This window comes from Peribacillus huizhouensis, from assembly GCF_014138605.1.
Taxonomy (GTDB): domain Bacteria; phylum Bacillota; class Bacilli; order Bacillales; family DSM-1321; genus Peribacillus; species Peribacillus huizhouensis.
The window spans coordinates 89,698-114,000 of the sequence record NZ_JACJHX010000007.1; the positions used below are offsets into that span (position 1 = coordinate 89,698).

The following is a 24,303-nucleotide window of genomic DNA, read 5'->3' on the forward strand; positions in this document are numbered from 1 at the left end:
AGGAGTTGAGCAAAATGAGTTCTAAGCTATTTTCACCTTATACAATTAAGAATATTACCTTAAAAAACAGGATTGTTATGTCACCAATGTGCATGTACTCGTGTTTTGCTGAAGACGGAATTGTCCAAAACTGGCATAAAACTCACTATACAAGCCGTGCAGTTGGAGGTGTAGGTTTAATTATCGTTGAAGCTACAGCTGTAACTGAACAAGGTAGAATCTCTCCGAATGATCTAGGTATTTGGAGTGATGAACATGTATCAGGATTATCTGAACTAGTTTCACTCATAAAAGAACAAGGAGCAAAAACCGGCATACAAATCGCTCATGCCGGTCGTAAAGCTGAACTTAAAGAAGAAATTATTGCTCCTTCTGCTATAGCGTTTAATGATCGATATCAAACTCCAAAAGAAATGACCAAAGAAAATATTCAAGAAACAGTCATTGCTTTTCAAAAAGGAGCAGAGCGTGCCAAGAAAGCAGGCTTTGAAGTGATTGAACTTCACGGAGCGCACGGATATTTGCTCAATCAATTTCTTTCACCAATCAGTAACAAACGAACGGACGAATACGGCGGTTCTGCTGAAAATCGCTACCGAATCGTTAAGGAAACAATTACTGCTGTCAAAGAAGTATGGGATGGACCACTATTCATTCGCATCTCAGCCTATGATTATTTAGAAGGCGGAATGACTCCAGAACAGTATATCGAAATTGTCAAATGGATGAAGGAAGATGGCGTTGATTTAATCGATGTAAGTTCTGGCGCAGTAGCTCCTGCCCACATTCATGCGTATCCAGGCTACCAAGTACCATTTAGTGAAACGATTAAACACGGTGCAGAAATTGCGACAGGCACAGTTGGCCTCATCACCTCGAGCATTCAGGCAGAAGAAATCCTCCAGAATGACCGAGCAGACCTTGTTTTTCTTGCAAGGGAGCTGCTTAAAAATCCGTATTGGCCGCGAACAGCAGCTCAAGAACTGAACGCTGAACTGACACCACCCGTTCAGTATGAAAGAGGCTGGTAAGAACAAAAGCCCAAGTATCTTGTTCAACCTAACATAATCCAAGCAATAAATATGGAGGATCGTTTTCTCTCCATATTTATTGCTTGTTTTTGATGGCTCTTTTCGTAAAGATTGTTGTTTTTAGCAAGAAACCAATTCGAACAGATGTTGATTGTAGTGGAAGGTGCGAGACTCCTGCGGGAAAAGCGTGTTGAGGGAGACCCCGCAAGTGCAAAGCACTGAGGAGGCTTCTGAGACTGCCCGCGGAAAGCGAGTACCTGCAACGGAAATCACCCCGGGTTATTAGTGTAAAAATGATTGAAAAGCAACAAAGTATGTGAAAACAGCCTTTTTGATTTCCTAAAGTTAGCCTACTTTAGCTCGAAACAAGAATTCATTGTTAACGAAATGCTCCTAGTTTCTTGTCAACGAGTAAATTTTATAAGCGGTGCAAAAATAAGAGGCTATAAAAACTTGGTATTATCAATCAAATTTTTGTCGGTATTTATTAACATAAATCTTTTCTGCAAAAAAACTTACAATCAAACCAATTATTAAAGGAACGAATGAACCTGTTGAAATGATAAATCCATTTGAGTTATTTATATACTCGAGGTGAAACATTAACCAAGGGATAGAAAACAAATGACCAATTAACAAAAGCATAACTGTTGTTGATACAAGCGATAAGAAGGTAACAATAAAACACTTTAATTTCATCTAAAAGCACCTACTAAAACTATTTAAATAGCATTCTGTTTTGTTGATAATATTATATATATATATAATTATCCATTTAGCTACAATCTTTTAGAAAAGAGCCTTTAAAATAGACTTACTTTTAAATGCTCCCCCGTTTCTAACCTCAATTTCGTTTCTCCTAAATGGGGAAAATCCCCCTTTTTAGTTTCTAGATACTTGGGCTTTTATGATACAACCTTTAGACGTTTTCTAAAACAACAGCGATTCCTTGTCCACCACCAATACAAAGGCTTGCGATTCCAAAATGTCCGCCCCTCCGTTTGAGCTCATACGCTAGTGATAATAGGATACGCGTTCCACTCGCACCGACTGGATGACCTAGTGCAATCGCTCCCCCATTGACATTTGTTTTATCACGGTCGAGTCCAAGCTCCTTCTCAACTGATATATATTGCGCAGCAAATGCTTCATTCACTTCAACTACATCCATTTCTGCAATCGTCAATTTCGCTTTCTCCAATGCTTGGCGGATTGCAGGAGCGGGGCCGATTCCCATAATTGCTGGATCCACGCCGGCCACTCCCCAAGAAACAATTCGCGCAAGTGGTTGTATGCCTCTTTCGTCGACAGTACTTTGACTTGCAACAACAACAGAAGCTGCTCCATCATTGATCCCACTCGCATTTCCTGGTGTAACAGTTCCATCTGTTTTAAACGATGGGTTTAATGATGCCAATTTTTCAGCTGTTACATCCCCTTTTATATGTTCATCCACGGAAATAGATTTGTTGCCTTTCCGTTGTTGAATCTCTACAGGAACAATTTCTTTAGCAAATACACCATTATCTCTCGCTTTTACTGCCCGCTGTTGACTTAATAAAGAGAACGCATCTTGTTCTTCACGAGAAATCGAGTACATGGATGCCAATCTCTCGGCTGTCATGCCCATTCCACTGCCTGCATACTCATCCGTTAATGAACATTGCAGCATGTCGTCAAAAACAAGCGTTCCATATTTTAAGCCACCAAATCGTGCATTAAAATTAGCAAATGGAGACATTGACATATTCTCCGCCCCACCAGCAAGTACGATTTGGGCCTCTCCTAATAAAATATGTTGCGCAGCAGAAACAACCGACTGTACACCTGATCCACATAAACGATTTACAGTGTACGCAGGAATCTCAAAAGGCACATCCGCCTTTAAGCCGATATGTCTCGCTAAATAAGATGCATTCGTAGAGGAATGAATAACATTCCCATAAATGACATGATCTATATCTGTTGGCGCTATGTTTGCTCGTTTTAATGCTTCCCGTGCTGTCGTTGCCCCCAAATCGGCAGCTGAAACTGACGCAAAGGATCCTCCAAAACTCGTAAATGCTGTTCTTGCTCCTTCAATTACATACACATTATTCATAATTCTACCTCCTTATCCATCAATTATCAGAATATTCATTATATAACTGGATTATAACCGCTCATTTAATAATGTCTAGAGTTTTCTGAACAAACTTTTATCACCGAAGGCTGATAAGACATTAAAATTGGTTGAGTTCTCATTATCTCCTCCCTACTCACTTTCGTATTATTGAGCTGTTTTAGGAAATCGAAAATCGACATCTACTAAAAAATACGTTGCAAATGCACTTTCTTTGCCGAATTGAAACTTGTTTTGTCATAGGGAAAGGATATGCATGATTAAGGAAGAATTATATTAACTTTAAGAGGAGGGATTTTTAATGAAAAGTTCGGGAGCAGTAGCAAATGAATTAGGAATTTCTCAAAGTACAGTAAAGCGTTGGGTCACAGTATGCAATATGGAGATTGAGCGTAATTCACATGGTCACTATTTATTTACGGATGAAAACATACAGCAATTAAAACAAATACAACAACAATTGAACGAAGGATTTGTGCTCCATCAAGTCGCATTAGGAGAAAAAAAGACTAGGAAAGGAACAATCCTACCCATGGTTCAATCTCCTGAAAATCAGAATGTCATAGAGAAGCTACTGTTATCGGTTCAAGAATTAGAAAGACGGCTGGACGATAAAGCGGATGGTGTAGCATCTTACCAACTCCTTCAACATCGAAGTGAAATTGAAGATCTAAACAAAAAGATCGAACGCATGGCGAATCGGATCGAAGTGCTTGAAACCGGGAGAAATAACGAAAATGAACGTTCAACTTTTGACATTGATGGAAGCAAGAAAAAGCGACATATTTTCCAATTTTTATTCGGCTAACCAAGCTTCGAGCAGAATCAACTGCTCGAATTTTTATACCTTTCACACAATTACCACAAATAACCACTTTGTTTTCTACTCATTTCACGCACTTTTTCACATCAAAAGGAGTCTAGGAACAAAGTGTATTCTGAAAGCGATACACTAAAAAAGCAAGTTAGTTCAATCTCAGCACAAAAGCTAAAATCCTAATCAGACTAAAACTTAGCAAACATTCATCCAAAACCCATATAGCGATATACGCCACCATTTACCATAACGGATCAATCATGGAACTCGCTAGACTCACATAATCAAAATGGTGGGGGGTGCGGAACTGGGTTTTGGAAGACTTTCTAAAAATGAGCTATATTATAGGATTGCGGAGCCCCGCCCCATGTCCTTCATTCAAAAAAACGCACAATTCTATATGTTTATTTTTCGTAGATTAGCGAACCTCCCTTAGATAATAAGAGGTTCCTCAATTGTGACCCGGCAGACTACTTTAATATTCAGATTTTTATAATTTTCTGCCCACTTTTCGTAGTCAAACCCTCGATTCCTACTTTTATAAAATGCACCTAATCCCATCGGATCAGTATCGTTTTTTTGAAAACTCTTTACTAGCTGAAGGCACTCCTTTTCTACCTTCTTTTCTAAATTTTTCTGTATTTCTTTTACTTGTTTCACTCCTAAATTTTTACCTGTATATTCTTGAATGGCTCCTTTTATCGTAATTTGAACAGTAACCTCAGAAGGTTTTTTTTTAGATAGGATAAATTCATGTTTTGAACTGAGACCTTTAATAGATGCCGCTTCTTTTTTATTTTTAGGGACGAAAAAAAAACCTTTATTGTGCTTATCCACCAACAATCTAAAATAAAACAATTTTCCACTAGGAATCACGTCTACTTCTTTATCCTTTTTAAAAAGGCTAACCCCACTTATTTCAATTTGATTCGTGCTTATTTGTTTAAGTCTAGGAAGATAAATATCTTTTCCTTTTTGATAATAATCTCGTAATAAAAAATGGAGATTCGTTTCAGGTAATTCCTTGCTCTTGATTTTGCTATCCAAAAGATTATATAAATAAGTCCCATTTCCTTCCGGCCCATATTGACCTTGTAATATCTTCTTAGCAGTTCCTTCTGATATTGCGAAAAAGTTTCTGGCGCCAATGGTCACATCTCCTTGATAAATATCTAAGATATCATCAATTCCTTGCTTTCCGAGCTTCTCACCAATCACGGTCACACTTACACCACCGGTGACAAGTGGTTGTGCTGCTTGATGATTCGCTTTGATTAATAGATCTCTTCTTAAAGGTGCCTTAGATGTATACGTTTTATTTGTGATACTTTTATCAGGCATGAAATTGTCAGTAAGAAATGTACCCATCATTTGTTTACGATCAGATTGGTCTAATCCGACAGCAAGTATGATATTAATATCATCAATCGTATTCGTTTCAACACAACCTGACAGTAGACACAGTATGCATAAGTACATCATAAGACTTTTCATTTTTTCTTCACCTTCTTTACAATGTAGACAGCTATGAATAATAGAGGGATGTACAGCATCGTAAAAGCAAACCCTACTTTCGCCATCAAGCTATTTAATAAATTAATTTCTTCCCGTGTATGAATGAATGTGATCATCCCCAATTGGGCGATAATCAACAAATACACCCCTTTTTTCTGCCTAATCTTAAAAATTCTTTTCACTAGCCTGGATCCAATCCAGATTGATATACAAACATTAGGTAGGATAATTAAATTCCAGAATGCAATGCCGATAAATTCGAAACGCTCTACAAACGATAATTTAAAAATCTTCCACATCATTAATGTTGGCCACATTACTTTTTGCAACTGTCCTTCCGAAAAAAAAGCAAAGGTTAAAATCGCCAAAATCGTATAAAGAAACGTTGTCGCAAGTAACCCTAGATGGGCCCATTTTTCCGACTTTTGTGATTCCTTAATAAAAGGATATAGAAACAGTACGACTTCAAAGCCGATAAAGGGAAGTGACATGTGAAAGGAACCCTTTATCAAATCTTTTACCGAATGGTCAAAAATTGGCAATAAACTTTCAAAGTTAGAATACAATAAATTAGGAAAAAATGTAAATACAAGAAAAGCTGGCAAGACTAAGGAAAAGAAGGCAATTCCAACAACTGTCCGCAATCCGCCAAAAACAACATACATAGAAAGCAACATATACCCTAGTGAAAACCAGAAAAGGTTCAAAGTAGGAAATATCCAAACTTGGAGGATTTCGAATAATGTACGAAGAGAAGCCAAGGAATGCAAAAGAAAATAGAAAATAAATGGAAAACTTAAAACCTTCCCAATGAGATTCCCAGCAACATACATATGAGCCGTTACGATATCTCCATTCACGATTTTAGCAATTTTATATATCATCCAAACAATAATATGTAGGCATGTACCGGCAAACACTATCGAAATCCATGCGTCGTAACCAGCATCTTTGGCAATTATACGCTGATAATCCAACGCACCGAGTCCTATCTGCATGGCCATGATCACATAAAAAATTAAAAAAGGAGAAATTTTCAGTCTATCAGGAATGGTTTGCTCTTGCATAACTGAGTCATCACCTACTTTTCGTTATCATCATTTTCATTCATCAATATCTTTTTTGACGCTTGCTTTTTTCTTACTGAAGCGGTAAGGATTTTCCGTTCTTAAAAATTGTGGACGCATCGATCGCTCTTTGAACGGTAACATGAGCAAGGAATCTTTTAAGTCTTGCCACCTTGGTGGATAGAATGGATCTAAAAATGGCCTACCAAGGGAAGTAAGGCGGATTAGATGGGTTAATACAATACAAACACAAAAGACAATGCCAACTAATCCCCAAAGTTGAGCAAACAACAAAAAAGGAAAGCGAAGTAAGCGAATCGTATTGCTCATTTTATAAACGGGCGTCGTAAAAGAAGCAAGAGCGGCCAGTGCGACGAGAATAAGCAGAATATTACTTGTTAGACCTGCTTCAACCGAAGCGGTTCCAATAACAATACCTCCTACGATACCAATTGTCTGGCCAACTTTTGTCGGTAGTCTCGCCCCAGCCTCCCTTAACAATTCAATCGTTAATTCCAACGTTATTGCTTCTAAGATTGGTGGAAAAGGAACAATTCTCCTTGATGTAATCAATGTACTTAATAAATCATGTGGAATAATTTCATAATGATAAGTAAGTACCGCCACATAGAGGGGCGTGATCAAGATCGAAAAAGTAACCGCAAACATCCTAAGCAGTCTAAAAAATGAAGCAATTATCCAATTTAAATAATAATCTTCGAATGAACTAAAAAAATTAACTAACGTAGTCGGCGTAATTAAAACCTGTGGTGAACCATCAACGCAAATGGCGATCATTCCTTCAGCCAAAACTGCAGCGACTCTGTCAGGCCTTTCTGTATCGAGTAACTGGGGAAATGGTGAATTCGAATTATCGGATATGATTTGCACGATGTAAGAACTGTCAGATATATCATCAAATTCAATGTCTTTTAAACGTTGCCTGACGGTGTTTATATTTTCCTGATTTGTAATGCCTTCAATGTGTAAGATAGCAATTTTTGTTTTAGATAATCTACCAATTGTAAATTCTTCAATGACTAATTCTTTAACAGGCAATTTTCTTCTAATTAAGTTTAAATTTGTCGCAATCGATTCCACAAAAGCTTCTTTTGGGCCAACAACGGAAATTTCTACTTCTGGAGGTGATAGCGCACGAACAATTTCCTTTTTGGCAGCAATCAAACCATAATTCTTTTCTTCAGTTTCAATCGTCAGTAGCACATAACCGCTACATAAATTTTCCTCAATTTTAGAAGGATCATTACAAATTTGAACATCATAAAGAGGCATGATTTTCTTAATATCATTAATCGAATGAAAATCACCTGCCAATAAAGATGAAAGAATACTTTGCTCAATGATTTTTTCGTCAACTAAAGTAGTTAAATATGTTAAACAAAAATCAATATTAGTTTTTTGATTGTAATAACAAGTTTTAGTAAAGTCTTTTGATTTTGCTAATGTTTGTGTCGCATTCTTTTGTTCCGTATCCCCTTGTCCGTTTTTATTTTGAAACCAACCTTTTTTCATTGATTCATCACCTTCATTTCTACCATTGCTTATATAGTTTCCATTTATGGATAAATTATGAGTTGGGTAAGAGGAACAAAAAATGGGCTTGAAGAAGCTATCCGTTACGTTATATTAAACGGAATATACCACTCTTATTTCACAAAAGGTTGACAATTATAAATTTAATGATAGTATTTAGACAAATACCAATTAAATAAACAATTTTTACCACTAGGGGTGCCTCTTGAATGGGATATGAAGCTGAAGAAGATATTTGATGCTTCGTAGACCGAAAAGGCTGAGATTAAAGTGAGACTTTAAGACCCTTAGAACCTGATCTGGATTATACCAGCGTAGGGAAGTGGGGGCGTCTTAACGAAGATACCTATTTTGTAATCGATCTAAACCACTTTCTTATGCTAAAAAGGAAGTGGTTTTTTATGTTGTGTCTCTATTAAGTATGTCTGTTGATTGAAACGAAAGGCGTTGGCTTTTCGCTCCAATCAACATAGTGCCAAAATCAACAATGACCTTTAACATAACTTATTTTAAAAGATGATACCGAATCATTATTTTCATTTATGTCTAATAATTAAAAAAATGGAGGGCAATTCATATGACATTTTCAAAGGAAATTCGTAAAGAAGTTGATCACATCTGGGAAGCAAGCTTTCATCACCCTTTTGTTGAAGGAATTGGAAATGGGTCACTTCCACTAGTCAATTTTCGCTATTATGTGATGCAAGATGCTTATTATTTATCTCATTTTGCTAGAGTACAAGCTTTAGGGGCAGTAAAAGCAACAGATTTATACACAACGAGTCGACTTGCCAGCCATGCACAAGGAACGTATGAAGCTGAGCTATCGCTGCATGAGAATTTTTCCAAACGATTGGGCATTACCGAAGAGGAACAGAAAAATTTTAAGCCTGCACCTACCGCTTATGCATATACATCACATATGTATCGTGCTGCCTATTCAGGACATTTAGGTGACGTAATTGCGGCGATTCTGCCATGTTACTGGTTGTATTATGAAATCGGTGAAAGACTAAAAGAATGTACACCAGAAGAACCGATTTATCAAGAGTGGATTGCTGCATATGGAGGCGATTGGTTCCGGACATTGGTAGAAGAACAGATTAAGAGAATCGATGAGATTGCGAAAAAAGTGACAGAGGAGGATAAACTACGAATGAAAGAGCATTTCATCCTTAGTAGTCAATATGAATACTCTTTTTGGGAGATGGCGTATCGGTTAGAAACATGGCCGGTTCGAAAAGAAATATTGGAAGTATAAAGGCTAGCAAATTCTCAATAAAGGAGATTCGTAACATGACAAAGGGATTAAAATTGACAGACATATTAGTGACGATTGTGATTGCCATTGCATTTGGCATTGTTTATATTCTATGGGGCTCGGTGTATTATGCTCTAAAACCAATTGGCTTACATGCCGATCAATTTGTGTATGGAATGTGGTTTATTGCTGCTACTGTTGCTTTTTTGATCATCCGTAAACCTGGCGTTGCATTGCTTGCCGAAATCGCAGCGGCGTCTGGTGAATTTCTTTTAGGTTCACCATGGGGGCTAACCGTACTACTTTATGGCGTTGTCCAAGGATTGTTTGCAGAGCTTGTCTTTATGGCATTCAAATATAAACGATTTCATATTTCAGTAGCGATATTATCGGCTATCGCTGCATGCTTAGGATCGGTACTTATGGATTTCGCCTATGGAGAAATCGGCAAGCTTGCGGCATGGAATTTAACATTATTTATGATTGCTAGATTTCTCGGGTCTATTCTTTTTGCTGGAGTGTTTGCTTACTATCTAGTGAGGGTTTTAGAAGCGACAGGCGTAACAAATCTTGTTCGTCCAGCATCAAGTAAAGATTATGCAGAACTGGATCAAAAGTAAGGGTTGATAACTATGGAACGAATTGCACATGTAGATAAATTACGATTGAAATTCCCAGGAGATACTTCCTTAATATTTAAGGACTTATCTTCTACCATTTATAAAGGGGAAAAAGTCCTCCTGCTCGGACCATCAGGTTGCGGGAAGTCAACGCTTTTACAAGTTTTAAGCGGCTTAATACCTCATTCCATTGAAGTTCCTATGAAAGCTGAAGAATTAGTAAGTCCCCCTTCTTTTGGGTATGTTTTTCAAGACCCAGATAGTCAGTTTTGCATGCCATTTGTTGATGAAGAAATTGCATTCGTCCTTGAAAATATAAACGTTCCAAAACAACAAATGATTGATCGAATCCATCATCACTTACAGCAGGTCGGCTTACATTTACCAAATATTCATACTAGCATTCAAACACTATCTGGGGGTATGAAACAACGCTTAGCGATAGCATCGGTTTTGGCCCTAAAACCCGATGTATTATTTTTAGATGAACCAACAGCAATGCTTGATCCTAAAGGAACAAAAGAGATTTGGAATGTATTAAAAGAAGTCGGCCAAGAAAAAACAGTCATTATAGTGGAACATAAAATTGATCATGTCCTAGAATTCATTGATCGAATCATTCTTTTTAATGAAGCTGGTCAGATTATAGCCGATGGACCAAAAGAAATCATCTTGTCAACGTATCAAGAGGAAATGAGGGAACAAGGTATCTGGTTTCCAGGTGTTTGGGAAGAGTATTTAGATACCACCCCCCTGCTTCGTTTGAGGACGCCTTTTGAAAAAAAGGAGAAAATATTAGATGTGCAAAACTTTAAGGGATTTAGGCAAAAGGAAGAAAAAATACGAGTAGATCAATTGCAAGCCTATTCTGGAGAATGGATTGTTATTAAAGGAGAAAATGGTGCTGGCAAGAGTACACTTTTACATGCTTTCATGCAATTCATCAAAACAACAGGACATTGTGAGCTATTAGGGACTGCTATTAAAAAAGTGAAAAAACAATCAGATTTCATGACATTCGTGTTTCAAAATCCCGAATTTCAATTTGTCACAAATTCAGTCTATGAAGAAATCGCCTACACATTAAAAGTAGACAAAAAGGATTCTCGAGAAATAGAAAAAAAAGTCGAAGAACTTCTAGAATGGTTCCGATTAGGAGACCATCGGGATAAGCACCCTTATCAATTATCAATGGGACAAAAGCGTCGTTTAAGTGTAGCTGCATCGATTGTAAATGAACAAAAACTCATTCTTTTAGACGAGCCTACCTTTGGGCAAGATTCCAAAAACACCTTTGCGTTACTTGAATGGATTGAAGAACTCAGACTGAAAGGTACGACGATTATCATGATTACCCATGATGAACAGATTACAAACAACTTTGCAACAAGAATTTGGACAATAGAGGCTGGGAAAGTGATCAGCGATGAAACACAAAGTATAAGCATTAATCCTGAATTAGTATCCGTGTAATGGAGGAACGTCATGCAATTAGATTTTTCGAGTAAAGAAACATGGCTACACCGAATTAATCCTAGCCTTAAGTTATTCGTATTAATTATGTTGTGTATAGTTGTGTTATTAGTTCATAATTTACTTTTCATGGTAAACTTAACGATAATCGTATTGATTTTATTTTTGTGTTTTACAGGACAGCCGCTCAAACGAATTTTATTACTCTTTATCCCTTTTTTTGTTGTATTTTTATCGACTTCTTCTTCGATGATTTTATTTGGACAAGGAAACACCACTTGGTTTAAGTGGGGGCTCATTCATATTACCGAAGAAAGCTTTTTTAGGGGACTACTCGTTGGTTTTCGCGCCTTGCTATTTGCAGTGCTAGGATTGACCTTTGCCTTAACTACGAGACCCGTCTATCTGTTCTATTCTTTAATGCAACAAGTCAAACTCAAGCCAAAATATGCTTATAGTTTTATGGCAGCATTGAGATTAATTCCGATTATGCTGGAGGAGTTTCAAACGATTCAAAATGCTATGAAAGTGCGTGGTGTGGTCAGACAAACAGGTATACGGTCCGTTTTTTTTAAAATGAAAGCTTATTCCATCCCAATGTTATCAGGGAGTATCCGACGTGCACACCGGATTGCTATAGCCATGGAAGCAAAGCGATTTTCCGACACTCGGGACCGGACATATTATTACGAAATCGGCTTTTCTAAACATGATCTTGTATTCATATTATATTTTGTCATCCTACTTCTAGGAGGATATTATGGAGCAGTTAAGGGGATTTGATATCTTCAATGATCTGGCGCTGACTTATTGATACAAAAATCTTATTCAAAGGATATTTAGCAAGGTTGCACTGATAGATTACTTACATCCAACTAAACCACTTGAGATCATCATAAAAAAGCAGTGAGATTTCATAATTATCTCACTGCTTCTACATTCGTCAATATATGTTTCTAAAAAATGTAATAAAAACAATCTTCCTTATTTAAATCAATACAGCTCGATCATTCAGCATTTTTTCCCCTTTAATTCGTTGGAATTCATGAAGAAGCTTCTCTACGGTTAACTTTTGCTTTTCTTCGCCTCTTGCTTCAAAGATGATTTGACCTTTATCCATCATAATTAAGGAGGTGCCAAGATCAAGGGCTTGTTGCATATTATGAGTGACCATTAATGTCGTAAGATTGTTTTGACTAACAATCTCTTTTGTAAGTTTAGTAATAAGGTCGGCTCGTGATGGATCGAGAGCTGCTGTATGTTCATCAAGTAGCAAAATTTTCGGATTCGTGAAGGTCGCCATCAATAGCGACAACGCCTGCCGTTCACCGCCTGAAAGCATTCCTACTTTCGCATTCATCCGATTTTCTAATCCGAGGTGCAAAGTCTCGAGTTTTTCTTTATAAAAGCTACGTCGACTTTTCGTGACACCTAATCTCAAGCCTCTTTTATTCGTTCTGCCATATGCAATTGCCAAGTTCTCTTCAATCGTCATATGTGGAGCAGTTCCAGCCATTGGGTCTTGGAAAACACGGCCAATCATTTTTGAACGTACATACTCATCGACGGATGAAACATCTTTGCCATCTATGATCACTGAACCTGCATCAGGAATCAACTTACCGGAAATCATATTCATCAGTGTTGACTTACCGGCACCATTACTACCGATGACGGTCACAAATTCACCTTTTTCAAGGGTAAGCTCGAGAGATTTTAACGCTAGCTTTTCATCTGGAGTTCCTTGGTTAAACACTTTATAAATTTGATTTAGCTGTAGCAACCTCTTTCGCCCCCTTCACCAATGTTTGCTGCATTTGCAATTCTTTTAAACGTTTCCTCTTCATACTTTTTTCTTTCTGCTTATCCTTTATCTGCGGAATGATTAATGCACCGATAACAATCGCTGCGGTAATTAATTTTACATCCCCTGTTTGTAGGAATTGAACTTGAAGCGCGAGTGCAACGACAATTCGATATACAATCGCACCGCCAATTACAGCAAGGGTAGCTCGTGCAATCGTTTTTGCCCCAAAGATTGCTTCCCCGATAATAACAGAAGCGAGCCCAATGACAATCATGCCGATCCCCATGCCAATATCACTAAAACCATTGTATTGGGCAATAAGTGACCCAGAGAAAGCAACTAGTGCATTACTAATTGAAAGTCCGAGTACCTTCATGTTATCAGTATTGGTGGAAAAACTTTTCACCATCGATTGGTTATCACCAGTAGCGCGGATAGCCAGACCAATTTCTGTTTTTAAGAAAAGCGATAATGCAAATTTTATGACTAGTGAAATGACGAGCATAATAAAAATAATTGCCCATGTGCTTGGCACTGAATTTCCAAGTCCTAACAGTTCCATTCCTTTATTTAAAAAGGAATCCAGTCCTGTTTTTGACCAAATTTCCTTAACACTCGTAATAATCGTTGATTCAGAAAATAAAGGAATATTAGATTTACCCATAATTCGTAAATTTATCGAGTATAGGGCAATCATCATCAATATTCCAGATAGTAGCGGATTGATTTTCCCTTTTGTATGCAAGAGGCCTGTAATCGAACCAGCTGCAAAACCAGCTAGTAAAGCTGCGCCCGTTGAGATTATCGGTGAGTAGCCATTTACAAGCATAATTGCTGTGACAGCTGCTCCTGTTACAAAGCTGCCATCAACTGTTAAATCTGGAAAATCAAGAATCCGAAATGTTAAATATACGCCAAGAGCCATGATGGCATAAATCAGTCCCGATTCAAATGAACTAAAGATTGCTGTAGGCATCCTTTCATCCCTTTCTTAGAAGCTTATTCTAGATGTTTTTTATTTTTATTTAATAAGTTCTGCTTCTGATTTCCATTCTTCCTTCAATTCGATTCCCATTTCCTTTGCTGCCTTTTCATTTATGACAAGTTTAAGATTTTGCGGATATTGAACCGGAAGCTCTGCAGGTTTTTTTCCGTTTAATAAAATGTCTGCAGCCATCTCCCCTGCTTCATATCCGATATCGTGGTAGCTGAATCCATATGCCGCAAACCCACCGCGACCAACAGAATCCAACTCTCCAACAAACAATGGAATATCTTTTTCATTGGCAACCATAATAACCGATTCAAGTGCTGCAACAACCGTGTTATCTGTGACGATAAAGAAGGCATCAGCTTTACCAACGAGTGATTCAGTTGCCTGTTTCACATCAGCAGACGTCGCAGCAGAAGCTTCAACTACTTTAACTCCTTGTTTTTCCGCTTCCGCCTTTAACATATTAATCTGAACAATTGAATTTTGTTCTCCTGAGTTGTAGACCGTTCCGATCGTTTTCGCTCCAAGTTCTTTTGCAATAAATTCCACTGAATTAGCAATTGCATCAGGGTGTGCATCAGTCGTTCCAGTGATATTTCCACCTGGGGCCTCAAGCGAAGCGACCAATTCAGCTGCTACTGGATCAGTTACAGATGTAAAGACAATTGGGATGTCCTTATTACTGTCTTTTGTTGCAGTTAATGCTCCCATTGCACTTGGCGTAGAATTAGCAAAGATTAAGTCAACATTTTTCCCAGCAAAATTTTGCGCAATTGTTAATGAGTTATTTGGATCTCCTTGTGCATTTTGCTCGTCATATTTTGCATCGATTCCTTTATCTTTTAATGCTTCCTGAAACCCTTTGTATGCTTCATCAAGTGAAGCATGTTGGACGATTTGAGAAACACCAATTTGATATGTTTTTTCCTTTGACGCTTCTCCAGAGTCACCGGAACTACTAGTATCACTTCCGCACCCTACTAACAATACACTTGCCGCTAAACAGACCGCTGCAGTTTTAAACCATGTGTTTCTCATGAATATATCCCCCTATTTCCTTTATCGCTTTTATGCTTTGTTGAAATAAATTATAACCAAATACCTAGACCAATTACAATACAATTCTAATTTTTCCGATAATATTTTAAAAAAATAAACAAAAAAACCGTTCAAAAAAGTGAAATACACTTTTTTAAACGGTTCTATAATAATTAACTGCCAACAATTTTTGTTACAATGTCGGTAACAGTTTTTCGATTTATTTTTTCTTTGCCATCCTTTAACGCCGAAACAGTAGCATGGGCAAATGCTAATGGAATTTCACAGAAATGGCGGATGGATGTTGTTTGAATATCTGCCAAATATAAATTAGCGCGTTGCAAATTCTGTTCAGTATACTGAAGCATATCTTCGAACTCCCAGCCTTCCGGGAAGAAGTTCACACCTCTTTCCGCATCTTCTGCTTTGTTTCTAAGAATATTGACGGTTTGGAGTCCGCGACCAAATGCAATGGCTAGTTCTTTATCTGTTTCTGTACCGTCATGCCAATTCCAAAGATCCGATAGCATCGTTCCGACAAGTCCAGCCACATAATACGTATATTCATTCAAATCCTCTTCATTTTGAATTTGCCAGTCCAATTCAACCCATTTTGCCATTCCTTCTGCCATTTCTGCCGTAGCATCAAGTACTTTATCTACGACCGTTTCAGGACAGATTGCAATCCAGTCATTGAGAAATAACGTAACGTCAGGAAGGGAAGCTTCATAAGGAAGGAGGATTTTCAGCAGCTCCTCACGATTGTAACCATTTCTCAACAACTTGCTGATTTCTTTTAGTAACTTACTTTTTATCTCAGCAGGAAGTAAGGGGTGATCCTCAATTTCATCGATTGCACGCATGCATAAATACGCTGCCCCCACGGTTTCCTGTAATCCAGAAGGAAGCTGGCTAATTGGAATAACAAAGGTTCGGCTCGTTTGCACTAAAAAATCATGGGCCTTCTTTTGTAAATCTTTTTCTTCGCTCATATTAAAGCTCCTTTTTTATGTACAACTTTCATTTTTTTAATAATTCATCCCACTTATGGAAGTTTCACTTTATCATACCATACAAAAAGGTCTATTCAATAATCGTCTTTCTTTGTTTTTCTATATACAAAGGGACCTTAATCTGGAGTAAATCTTCTGCAATCAACGTGTTTTGAAAAATTTCACACGCTTCGTTTTGCAGTACAGCAATGTCTTCTCCCATATATCTAGCACTAATATGTGTCAAAATTAACTGATGGGCACCAGCTAGTTTTGCTGTTTCAGCTGCTTGCGCTGTCGTGCTGTGGAAATAATCAAATGCCATCTCTCCTTCTTCCTTGGAAAAAGTTGCTTCATGAACGAGATAGTCCGCATTTTTCGCAAGCAAAATAGCCTGTTCACATGTCCTCGTGTCACCGAGGATTGCTAGGATTCTTCCTTTATTTGGTTCACTTAAATAATCAGATCCCTTTAAAACTCGTCCATCTTCCAATGTAACATTTTCACCGTTTTTAATAGCTTTAAAGATAGGGCCAGGTGCTATACCTTCATCTCTCAGCTTATCGACAAGCAAGGTCCCAGGTCTGTCTTTTTCTACTATCCGATAACCGTAAGAAAGAATTCCATGATCAAGCGCTAAAGCTGAAACAGTAAATTGCTCATCCTCAAAGATGATACCTTCTTCTATTTCAACTATGGATAGAGAATATTTAAGATGAGTGCCACTTATGGCAAGACTTGTTTGAATAAAGTCCCCAATCCCTTTAGGACCGTATACAGTTAAGTCTTCAGTTCCTCCTTGAAAAGAGCGGCTACTCAGTAGTCCAGGCAAACCGAATATGTGGTCACCATGTAAATGCGTAATAAAAATCTTCTCAATTCGACGTGGTTTAACTGATGTTTTTAATATTTGGTGTTGGGTGGCTTCACCGCAATCAAACAACCAGACCACTCCTCGCTCTTCCAGCAATTCAAGCGCGATTGCCGACACATTTCTTGCCTTGGCAGGTATACCTGCACCAGTTCCTAAAAAAACAAAATCCAAAATATTACCTCCGTTGTATCATTTCCTTTTTTTATTATAACATAAAGTGAAACTTCCATAAGTGAGTGTAGTTCCCCACCTATGGTTAGTCCCGTTTTAGTGTCTATATCGAAGGCCAACACTTCGATATAGAAACATTAAAAAACCGATTGGTTCAACTATACCTTTGAAAACCATAAAGGTAAGTTTCACTTTATCTCACCAAAGGGGTTTTACAGGCTGTTAAACTGGGTTAAATACAATAGTCAAGTTATGGGTATCCTTAAATAATGAAAGTGCAAGTATATTGCGTTCACTTACATGTATCTTTATAGTTAAATATATGAACAATAGAATATTTTTTATGAAAAGTGAGGTTATGCAAGTGATATCAACGAATAAACCGTCCGCATTAATCATCCTTTTTGGGGCCACCGGAGATTTGGCCAAACGGAAACTATTTCCGTCGATTTATCGATTGTTTCAAAAAAAAAATATTGAGAAATTCGCAGTGGTTGGGGTAGCCAGAAGACCTTTAACAAACGCTGAATTTCAAGAAAATGTTAAAGATTCTGTTCAGACTTTTGCTGACAGCCATGAAAATGTCGATGAATTTGTCTCACATTTTTCTTATCATTCCCATGATGTGAGCAGTTCAGAATCTTACATTGAATTAAAAAACATAGCAGATAAGCTGGATGAACAATATGATTTAGGAGGCAATCGAATTTTCTATTTAGCTATGGCACCTGAATTCTTTGGTACAATTGCTGAGCAAGTGAAAGCCCAAGGTTTAACAGATACGCCAGGATACAAAAGACTCGTGATTGAAAAACCATTCGGTACTAGCTTTGAATCAGCTAAAGAACTTAATGAACAAATTCGTACAGCCTTTTCTGAAGATGAAATCTATCGAATTGATCATTACCTTGGAAAAGAAATGGTCCAAAACATTGAAGTGATTCGCTTTGCAAACGCAATGTTTGAACCGCTATGGAATAACCGATACATATCTAATATCCAAGTGACTTCCAGTGAGACGCTTGGCGTTGAAGAACGAGGTCGTTACTACGAAACCAGTGGAGCGCTTCGTGATATGGTCCAAAATCATCTGATGCAGATGGTTGCATTGCTTGCAATGGAACCGCCAATCAAATTAACTGACGAAGAAATTCGTAGTGAGAAAGCACGTGCATTGCGCTCATTGCGTCCAATGAGAAAAGAAGAGGTCGACGCTTTCTTTGTCCGAGGCCAATATGGAGAAGGCACTGTTTCCGACTCCTTACTTCCTGCCTATCGAAATGAGTCATCTGTCGCTTCTAACTCCAATACCGAAACATATGTAGCTGGTAAGTTACTCATTGATAATTTCCGTTGGGCAGGAGTACCGTTCTATATTCGTACAGGGAAGCGGATGGATGTTAAATCAACGAAAATTGTTGTCCAATTCAAAGATATTCCGATGAATTTATACTATAGCAAAGAACCAGAAGAAAACGTCCATCCTAACTTGCTTGTCATCCATATCCAGCCAGAAGAAGGTGTCACCCTACTCTTAAACGCTAAGAAAAATGGCAACCAAATGAAAACGAAACCAGTTAGACTTTCCTTCTCCAATACAAGCATTGACCGAATGAATACTCCAGAAGCTTATGAAAAATTATTATTCGACAGTATGCGTGGAGATGCCACCAATTTCACCCATTGGGATGAAGTCGCTTTATCTTGGAAATTTGTTGACATCATTTCAGATGTATGGGAAAACACGAAAGATGAAAGCTTCCCGAATTATGCTGCTGGAAGCATAGGTCCAAAATGTGCAGATAACCTACTGGAAAAAGACGGTCATTTCTGGTGGCCAGTTGAAAATCTAGAAATCGATAATTAAGATAGATAAAAAACAAGGCTGACTTCTTTCACTTAAGAATCAGCCTTGTTTATTCATGTTGTTCTCGGTCTACATACTCCCCTTTTCCTAAGTTAAGCCAAAAAGCGATTCCTGTTTCGATGGCAATGAAAAATAAAAATAACACTCCAAAAATCCAGCTAGAATTCATTTATTACGCCCTCCTTGAATGATCTAATCTACTCTTTCTGCCTCGCTACTATATTGATTACATTATCTGACATACACCAAAATTTTCAAATTCCAAAATCCCTAATTCATACTAGGTACTTACTCCTGTTTTCACCTGATTTGTGACTATCAAAAAGGTTAAACTATTGATGTAACATCAAATTTCGCTTGTGTGGAGGGATAACATGATACACATTCGAGAAGGCTTAATCCCTACTGCTCTAGGCACAGCGGTAACGGCAACTGGGTATGCAATGAAACAAAATAGGAAGTCCAACAAAATGGTCGCCAACACTCTATTTGGCTTCGGTTTAGCACATATCGTTCTCGGTGTTATTGATCTTGTAGAGCATCGACATTAACAGAGGACCTTACGCTTTATACAATTTTATAAACGTACTAAAAGAATTGTGAGGCCTGACCCTATCATTACGGGTCAGCCTCTTTTACCATTGACACGAAACCAAAAGGTGTTATATATTATAAAAACAAAACCATCTGGTTTTATATTTATACAAAAAGGAGAATTATTTTGGTAGAAAATTATCAGGTTACATTACAAGATATTAAGCAAACAGTCATTATTGATGCGCCCATTCAAAAAGTGTGGGATACAGTTTCAACTTCAGAAGGAATTGCCTTATGGTTCATGCCCAATGATTTTCAACCGAAAGTAGGACAGGAATTCTATTTACAATCACCGTTCGGACCTTCGCCTTGCAAAGTCACTGAATTAGATCCACCTAATCGACTTTCTTTTTCATGGGATGAAGATGGCTGGGTCGTTTCTTTTATCTTAAAAGAGGTAGATGGTAAGACAGAGTTTACACTTATTCATGGAGGATGGAAAAACCCTGATTACATCCTTCCGAAACCGAACGAGAAAAGCTCCATTATTCGTGACCGGATGAGTCAAGGTTGGACAGGAATTATTGAAAAGTTGAGAAAGATTGTGACTAATTAATGTCTGCTTCAGCACAAAAGCATGATGTTTTCCAAGCTATTGCGGATCCTACTCGGAGAGATATACTCAAATTACTCGCTGAAAAAGAATTATCTATTTTAGAAATAACCGGGCATTTCCCAATGAGTCGTACAGCTATTGCAAAACATCTTCATATTCTTTCAGAAGCAAAACTAGTTAATGGACGAAAAATAGGAAGAGAAAAACGTTTTCGAATACAACCAGATTCATTGGATGAATTGAAACAATGGCTTTCCTATTTCGAACAATTTTGGCATAACAAGTTATCTATCCTTAAACATATTGTTGAAAATCAGAATGAAAAAGATTAAAAGTCATCAAAACAGATCTTGAAAATCAATAGGTTAAGTTTTAAAGTCTGATTCACAACAAAGGTAACCGGGGTGTCCCAAAAACAAAGGGTCAGACCCACAATCACTAAATACAGAGTAAGATACGTGTATGAAACACTACAAACTGATTTAGAGTGCGAGGTCAGACCCTTATGACATCCCTTTTATTTGTTCCTGAACCAAACAATTATTATCTGCTCTATTATTCCGTTAATCGCAAGTTATCAAGAAAATCCTTGCTGAAACTCGTCTCCGCTTGCCCTTTCTTTTCAGCAGCTTCGACTCCTCTTTTGATGATTTCCTTGCCATATTTGCTTTGCAGTTTTTGCATAGCGTAGTAAAGCGGTTCTTTTTCCGCATCTTCTTCATAAGAAAATAGATCTAGCTGTTTATAGGCAGCTTCCTTATCCATTACATCGAAAGCGGTCACTCCAAGTAGACGCACTTTCTCTCCATTCCAATGCTTTTTAAACAAATCGACTGCAAGCTGATGAATCTCAGGTTTCTCGAAAAAAGGATTTTCGACAATTCTGCTTCTCGTTATCGTCCTTCGGTCTTTATAACGAATGGTAACACCAATCTTTTGCCCTACTAATTTTTTATTTTTCAACCTAAGAGCTACCTTTGTTGAAAGTTGCTCTAATATATCGATTAATTCTTTCTGATTCGTTATATCCTTTGGCAATGTCGTTGAGTTGCCAATGCTTTTATGATCAAATATGGATTCTGGGTCGACTGCTCTCCCGTCTATTCCTTGCGCTCGTTCCTTTAATTTTAGCCCATTAATACCAAGAACTTGCCTGAGTGTTACATCATGAGCTTTAGCGAGATCGCCAATTGTTTCAATTCCGATACTATTAAGCTTCTCTGCTGTTTTCTTGCCGACTCCATGCATTTCACCAACCTCAAGAGGCCAAAGTTTCAACGGAACATCTCTTTTTCTGAGAATCGTGATGCCCATCGGTTTCTTCATATCTGAAGCGGTTTTAGCTAGAAATTTATTCGGGGCAATTCCGATGCTACAAGGCAAATCCATCGTTTCAAAAATCCGCTTTTGAATACTATCGGCAATTTCAATTGGAGAACCTAGTTCCGCGCAACCTGTGATATCTAGATATCCTTCATCAATTGAAACCGGTTCTACTAGGTCTGTATATTGTCTCATCAGTTCAAAAATGGCAATGGAAGTTTTCCGGTATCGATCAAAGTTAGGCTTTAATATGATAAGTTCAGGGCACAGCTTTTTCCCTTGCCAAATCGGCATCGTCGTTTTCACTCCAAATTTCCTTGCTTCATAGCTACACGTGATTATAATTCCACGGCGCTCCTCAACATTCCCAGCGATTGCAAGCGGCTTCCCCTTAAGTCCAGCATCATACGCCATCTCTACAGAAGCAAAAAAACTATTCATATCCACATGAAGAATTACTTTTCCATTTCTAGGATACATCTCATCCATTCAACTGTCACTTCCTTACAAACAGCAGATATACTTATTGTAACATAATAAGGGGTCAGACCCCATTTCCCAGAATATTTCCCACACAAAAAAACGGAATCTAAGATATCTCAGATTCCAGTCATATTTATTCAATTATTCTCCTAGTGTCGTTTTATAAATCTATAAACTATCTACTTCTACTAGTGGATGATTCTAGGAATTTTGTTTACGCATGCATACCAACCTATCTTTTTACTTAAATGTAATAGTTTATTTCACTTTATTTCATTGAGCTAATTTCAATAATTTATGCCTTTGCTGGTTCTTCAATTGGGTTTTTCACAATAAACAAATAACAAATAGCTGCACAGCATGCTATAATACCACCACTAATAAAAGCTAACGAATATGAACCGGTGGATTGTACAATTAGCCCTGCTACCACTGGTGAGAAGGCTCCTCCGAAGTATCCGCCGAAATTTTGTATTGAACCAACGGACGCTACCATTGATGAAGGAGCAACATCTGTGGCCAATGCCCATGCGTTCCCCGTAATCGCTGATACAAAAAATAACGCAAATGTAAGAAGTACGATCGTTGAAGCAATATTGTTAACAAAGGGTAATAAAATTACAGAAATGCCTGCCATAACAGCACAAATACTAATTAAAATCTGCTTTGATTTCATTGGTGAAGCGAATCCCGACTCCACCATTTTTTTTGTCATAAATCCACCTGTAAGGTTACCTATTCCTCCACCTATCCATGGGATACTTGCATAAATCCCCATTTGTGCCAATGATATTTGATATTCATCCAAGAGATATAAAGGTAAAAAAACGAGAAAGATATTCCATATCCAAATCGTACAAAAAAATCCCAAAATCATTCCCCAGACACTACGGTACTTAAATAAGGAAAGCCATTTGATATTTGAACTCTTATTACTCTGTTCTTCACCGGCTCCATCTGCTTTTATATATTCTAATTCTTCCTTTGATAGTCTCTTGCTATCATTTGGATTTTGGTAAAACTTCAAAAAGATAAATCCAAATATAATCCCAATGCCCCCTGCAAAATAGAATAGTTCCCGCCATCCAAATGTGATCATGATAAAAATTAAAATTGGAGGGGCAATCGCAGGTCCCCATTTAGAAGACGAATCCCAGATACTTGCAGCAAGTCCTCGCTCTTTTTTCGCAAACCAGTTAACTGTAATTTTTGCTGATGTTGGAAAACAAGGTGCTTCACCAACCCCTAAAATAACTCGTAATAAAATGAATACCCAAAGCGCACTGGCCATTCCGCTAAAAAAGACTGATGCACTCCATACTAAAATCCCTATCGAATAAAGTTTTTTAGCACCAAATCTGTCAATAAGCCATCCAGAGGGCAATTGCATAATAGCATACGACCAAGAAAAAAAAGCGCCAAGTAAACCTATATCCGTTACACTTAATCCAAGTTCCGGCATCATTTTCGGAGCCGCAATGGAGAGAATAGAACGATCTAAGTAATTGAGCATTCCACCTATTAACAACCAAATTAAGACTGTATAACGATATTTCTTTTGAGTTGTTTGTGTCGGCAAACTTGGGGCGGTATTCATCTCCATAATAATTCCTCCTCTTATTAAAAATCACAAACCAAATTTAACTAAAACAAGGTGCTTCTGAGAGATATAGTTGATAACCCTGAAATATTGCAACTTTATTCCTAATGAACGCTCACTTGTTAATGTCAACACAATTTTGTAACTAAAAAGGAAATATATATTTTTATCTGTTTAATTGAAGTACTTCTAACAGAATTGTTAATAACTCTCTTATTTAGCATATCCATCACTGATCTTGAAAGAACGATAACTCCCTTATTCAACTAATTTCTCTATCAAACTAGCATTGAAACCCCTTTCATTTTTTATAGGATAATAGACTTCTGGCACTAGAAATGAAGGTTCAAACCGTTTACTCCTTTATTTCCCTAGTGCATTTGCCCAGCTAATTACCTCTCATTGCCTTTTCAATAAAGTATTCCGATTAGGTCCACCCCTGCTAGTACATTCAATAGAGCATTAGGAAATTGCCTCAAATACTTAATATATTAATCCGCCATTCCATTCCCTTCTCTTCCTCACCCTCGAATTTTTATCA

23 protein-coding genes and 1 riboswitch are annotated in these 24,303 nt (G+C 37.6%); of the genes, 10 read left to right on the top strand and 13 right to left on the bottom strand.

Annotation, left to right across the window (positions count from 1 at the left end; translation table 11 throughout):
• Window positions 1-14: 14 nt before the first annotated feature.
• Window positions 15-1,031, top strand: a complete 1,017-nt coding sequence (gene namA, locus HNP81_RS12540) for an NADPH dehydrogenase NamA (RefSeq protein WP_028391646.1) — start codon at window positions 15-17, stop codon at window positions 1,029-1,031.
• Window positions 1,032-1,493: 462 nt separating this feature from the next.
• Here the strand turns inward: namA and HNP81_RS12545 are convergent, their stop codons facing one another.
• Both HNP81_RS12545 and HNP81_RS12550 read right to left on the bottom strand, forming a co-directional pair.
• Window positions 1,494-1,730: a hypothetical protein gene (locus HNP81_RS12545; protein WP_182502838.1), complete on the bottom strand. Its 237-nt coding sequence runs from the start codon at window positions 1,728-1,730 to the stop codon at window positions 1,494-1,496.
• 220 nt (window positions 1,731-1,950) lie between these two features.
• Window positions 1,951-3,132, bottom strand: coding sequence for an acetyl-CoA C-acetyltransferase (locus tag HNP81_RS12550; protein WP_182502839.1), 1,182 nt, complete (start codon window positions 3,130-3,132; stop codon window positions 1,951-1,953).
• Between the two features lie 322 nt (window positions 3,133-3,454).
• Here HNP81_RS12550 and HNP81_RS12555 point away from each other — a divergent pair, with 322 nt between their 5' ends.
• Window positions 3,455-3,961 (top strand): MerR family transcriptional regulator, encoded by a 507-nt coding sequence (locus HNP81_RS12555; RefSeq protein ID WP_182502840.1) that lies wholly within the window; start codon window positions 3,455-3,457, stop codon window positions 3,959-3,961.
• 441 nt (window positions 3,962-4,402) lie between these two features.
• Here the strand turns inward: HNP81_RS12555 and HNP81_RS12560 are convergent, their stop codons facing one another.
• Genes HNP81_RS12560 through HNP81_RS12570 form a run of 3 tightly spaced genes read right to left on the bottom strand, consistent with a single transcriptional unit; the run spans window position 4,403 to window position 8,085 of the window.
• Window positions 4,403-5,464: a Ger(x)C family spore germination protein gene (locus HNP81_RS12560; RefSeq protein ID WP_182502841.1), complete on the bottom strand. Its 1,062-nt coding sequence runs from the start codon at window positions 5,462-5,464 to the stop codon at window positions 4,403-4,405.
• Window positions 5,461-6,552 (bottom strand): GerAB/ArcD/ProY family transporter, encoded by a 1,092-nt coding sequence (locus HNP81_RS12565; RefSeq protein ID WP_028391651.1) that lies wholly within the window; start codon window positions 6,550-6,552, stop codon window positions 5,461-5,463. Before HNP81_RS12565 ends, HNP81_RS12560 begins: the two co-directional genes overlap by 4 nt.
• 36 nt (window positions 6,553-6,588) lie before the next feature.
• Window positions 6,589-8,085 (bottom strand): spore germination protein, encoded by a 1,497-nt coding sequence (locus tag HNP81_RS12570; RefSeq protein ID WP_182502842.1) that lies wholly within the window; start codon window positions 8,083-8,085, stop codon window positions 6,589-6,591.
• Window positions 8,086-8,290: 205 nt separating this feature from the next.
• A riboswitch (TPP riboswitch) is annotated at window positions 8,291-8,444 on the top strand.
• 239 nt (window positions 8,445-8,683) lie between these two features.
• Here HNP81_RS12570 and tenA point away from each other — a divergent pair.
• The 4 genes from tenA to HNP81_RS12590 are packed head-to-tail and all read left to right on the top strand — an operon-like array spanning window position 8,684 to window position 12,243.
• Window positions 8,684-9,367 carry a thiaminase II gene (gene tenA / locus HNP81_RS12575; protein WP_182502843.1) on the top strand — a complete coding sequence of 228 codons (684 nt, stop codon included), beginning with the start codon at window positions 8,684-8,686 and terminating at the stop codon, window positions 9,365-9,367.
• Window positions 9,368-9,402: 35 nt separating this feature from the next.
• On the top strand, window positions 9,403-9,987 hold the full coding sequence (locus tag HNP81_RS12580) for an ECF transporter S component (protein ID WP_220478572.1): 585 nt from the start codon (window positions 9,403-9,405) through the stop codon (window positions 9,985-9,987).
• Window positions 9,988-9,999: 12 nt separating this feature from the next.
• Entirely contained in the window at window positions 10,000-11,460 is a 1,461-nt protein-coding gene (locus HNP81_RS12585) for an ABC transporter ATP-binding protein (protein ID WP_182502844.1), read from the top strand.
• 12 nt (window positions 11,461-11,472) lie between these two features.
• Complete coding sequence (locus HNP81_RS12590) at window positions 11,473-12,243, top strand: energy-coupling factor transporter transmembrane component T family protein (protein WP_182502845.1); 771 nt, start codon at window positions 11,473-11,475, stop codon at window positions 12,241-12,243.
• A gap of 205 nt (window positions 12,244-12,448) precedes the next feature.
• Here HNP81_RS12590 and HNP81_RS12595 read toward each other — a convergent pair whose 3' ends face one another.
• From HNP81_RS12595 to rnz, 5 genes are all read right to left on the bottom strand, one after another.
• On the bottom strand, window positions 12,449-13,243 hold the full coding sequence (locus tag HNP81_RS12595) for an ABC transporter ATP-binding protein (protein ID WP_028391657.1): 795 nt from the start codon (window positions 13,241-13,243) through the stop codon (window positions 12,449-12,451).
• Window positions 13,218-14,243 carry an ABC transporter permease gene (locus HNP81_RS12600; protein WP_028391658.1) on the bottom strand — a complete coding sequence of 342 codons (1,026 nt, stop codon included), beginning with the start codon at window positions 14,241-14,243 and terminating at the stop codon, window positions 13,218-13,220. Before HNP81_RS12600 ends, HNP81_RS12595 begins: the two co-directional genes overlap by 26 nt.
• Before the next feature lie 45 nt (window positions 14,244-14,288).
• Window positions 14,289-15,299, bottom strand: a complete 1,011-nt coding sequence (locus HNP81_RS12605; RefSeq protein ID WP_182502846.1) for an ABC transporter substrate-binding protein — start codon at window positions 15,297-15,299, stop codon at window positions 14,289-14,291.
• A 173-nt stretch (window positions 15,300-15,472) separates the two neighbouring features.
• On the bottom strand, window positions 15,473-16,291 hold the full coding sequence (locus HNP81_RS12610) for a squalene/phytoene synthase family protein (protein ID WP_182502847.1): 819 nt from the start codon (window positions 16,289-16,291) through the stop codon (window positions 15,473-15,475).
• 91 nt (window positions 16,292-16,382) lie between these two features.
• Window positions 16,383-17,336, bottom strand: a complete 954-nt coding sequence (gene rnz, locus HNP81_RS12615) for a ribonuclease Z (RefSeq protein WP_182502848.1) — start codon at window positions 17,334-17,336, stop codon at window positions 16,383-16,385.
• Window positions 17,337-17,700: 364 nt separating this feature from the next.
• On the opposite strand from rnz, the gene zwf reads away from it, so the two are divergent.
• On the top strand, window positions 17,701-19,203 hold the full coding sequence (zwf, locus tag HNP81_RS12620; RefSeq protein ID WP_312859677.1) for a glucose-6-phosphate dehydrogenase: 1,503 nt from the start codon (window positions 17,701-17,703) through the stop codon (window positions 19,201-19,203).
• 49 nt (window positions 19,204-19,252) lie between these two features.
• Here zwf and HNP81_RS23650 read toward each other — a convergent pair whose 3' ends face one another.
• Window positions 19,253-19,372: a DUF4407 domain-containing protein gene (locus HNP81_RS23650; RefSeq protein WP_220478573.1), complete on the bottom strand. Its 120-nt coding sequence runs from the start codon at window positions 19,370-19,372 to the stop codon at window positions 19,253-19,255.
• A 208-nt stretch (window positions 19,373-19,580) separates the two neighbouring features.
• On the opposite strand from HNP81_RS23650, the gene HNP81_RS12625 reads away from it, so the two are divergent.
• From HNP81_RS12625 to HNP81_RS12635, 3 genes are all read left to right on the top strand, one after another.
• Entirely contained in the window at window positions 19,581-19,754 is a 174-nt protein-coding gene (locus tag HNP81_RS12625; RefSeq protein ID WP_182502906.1) for an asparagine synthase, read from the top strand.
• A 170-nt stretch (window positions 19,755-19,924) separates the two neighbouring features.
• Window positions 19,925-20,356, top strand: coding sequence for an SRPBCC family protein (locus tag HNP81_RS12630; RefSeq protein ID WP_182502849.1), 432 nt, complete (start codon window positions 19,925-19,927; stop codon window positions 20,354-20,356).
• Window positions 20,356-20,688 carry an ArsR/SmtB family transcription factor gene (locus HNP81_RS12635; protein WP_028391666.1) on the top strand — a complete coding sequence of 111 codons (333 nt, stop codon included), beginning with the start codon at window positions 20,356-20,358 and terminating at the stop codon, window positions 20,686-20,688. The genes HNP81_RS12630 and HNP81_RS12635 overlap by 1 nt, the downstream gene beginning before the upstream one ends.
• A 223-nt stretch (window positions 20,689-20,911) precedes the next feature.
• Here the strand turns inward: HNP81_RS12635 and HNP81_RS12640 are convergent, their stop codons facing one another.
• Both HNP81_RS12640 and HNP81_RS12645 read right to left on the bottom strand, forming a co-directional pair.
• Complete coding sequence (locus tag HNP81_RS12640; protein WP_182502850.1) at window positions 20,912-22,168, bottom strand: DNA polymerase IV; 1,257 nt, start codon at window positions 22,166-22,168, stop codon at window positions 20,912-20,914.
• A gap of 289 nt (window positions 22,169-22,457) precedes the next feature.
• The gene (locus HNP81_RS12645; protein ID WP_028391668.1) at window positions 22,458-23,765 is read right to left on the bottom strand and encodes an MFS transporter; all 1,308 of its coding nucleotides are present in this window, start codon (window positions 23,763-23,765) and stop codon (window positions 22,458-22,460) included.
• Window positions 23,766-24,303 lie beyond the last annotated feature (538 nt).

What these genes read in the sequence shown, in the direction of transcription:
- namA (WP_028391646.1), top strand. Translation starts at nt 15, where the DNA reads ATGAGTTCTAAGCTATTTTCACCTTATACAATTAAGAATATTACCTTA.
- HNP81_RS12545 (WP_182502838.1), bottom strand. Translation starts at nt 1,730, where the DNA reads ATGAAATTAAAGTGTTTTATTGTTACCTTCTTATCGCTTGTATCAACA.
- HNP81_RS12550 (WP_182502839.1), bottom strand. Translation starts at nt 3,132, where the DNA reads ATGAATAATGTGTATGTAATTGAAGGAGCAAGAACAGCATTTACGAGT.
- HNP81_RS12555 (WP_182502840.1), top strand. Translation starts at nt 3,455, where the DNA reads ATGAAAAGTTCGGGAGCAGTAGCAAATGAATTAGGAATTTCTCAAAGT.
- HNP81_RS12560 (WP_182502841.1), bottom strand. Translation starts at nt 5,464, where the DNA reads ATGAAAAGTCTTATGATGTACTTATGCATACTGTGTCTACTGTCAGGT.
- HNP81_RS12565 (WP_028391651.1), bottom strand. Translation starts at nt 6,552, where the DNA reads ATGCAAGAGCAAACCATTCCTGATAGACTGAAAATTTCTCCTTTTTTA.
- HNP81_RS12570 (WP_182502842.1), bottom strand. Translation starts at nt 8,085, where the DNA reads ATGAAAAAAGGTTGGTTTCAAAATAAAAACGGACAAGGGGATACGGAA.
- tenA (WP_182502843.1), top strand. Translation starts at nt 8,684, where the DNA reads ATGACATTTTCAAAGGAAATTCGTAAAGAAGTTGATCACATCTGGGAA.
- HNP81_RS12580 (WP_220478572.1), top strand. Translation starts at nt 9,403, where the DNA reads ATGACAAAGGGATTAAAATTGACAGACATATTAGTGACGATTGTGATT.
- HNP81_RS12585 (WP_182502844.1), top strand. Translation starts at nt 10,000, where the DNA reads ATGGAACGAATTGCACATGTAGATAAATTACGATTGAAATTCCCAGGA.
- HNP81_RS12590 (WP_182502845.1), top strand. Translation starts at nt 11,473, where the DNA reads ATGCAATTAGATTTTTCGAGTAAAGAAACATGGCTACACCGAATTAAT.
- HNP81_RS12600 (WP_028391658.1), bottom strand. Translation starts at nt 14,243, where the DNA reads ATGCCTACAGCAATCTTTAGTTCATTTGAATCGGGACTGATTTATGCC.
- HNP81_RS12605 (WP_182502846.1), bottom strand. Translation starts at nt 15,299, where the DNA reads ATGAGAAACACATGGTTTAAAACTGCAGCGGTCTGTTTAGCGGCAAGT.
- HNP81_RS12610 (WP_182502847.1), bottom strand. Translation starts at nt 16,291, where the DNA reads ATGAGCGAAGAAAAAGATTTACAAAAGAAGGCCCATGATTTTTTAGTG.
- HNP81_RS23650 (WP_220478573.1), bottom strand. Translation starts at nt 19,372, where the DNA reads ATGAATTCTAGCTGGATTTTTGGAGTGTTATTTTTATTTTTCATTGCC.
- HNP81_RS12635 (WP_028391666.1), top strand. Translation starts at nt 20,356, where the DNA reads ATGTCTGCTTCAGCACAAAAGCATGATGTTTTCCAAGCTATTGCGGAT.
- HNP81_RS12640 (WP_182502850.1), bottom strand. Translation starts at nt 22,168, where the DNA reads ATGGATGAGATGTATCCTAGAAATGGAAAAGTAATTCTTCATGTGGAT.
- HNP81_RS12645 (WP_028391668.1), bottom strand. Translation starts at nt 23,765, where the DNA reads ATGGAGATGAATACCGCCCCAAGTTTGCCGACACAAACAACTCAAAAG.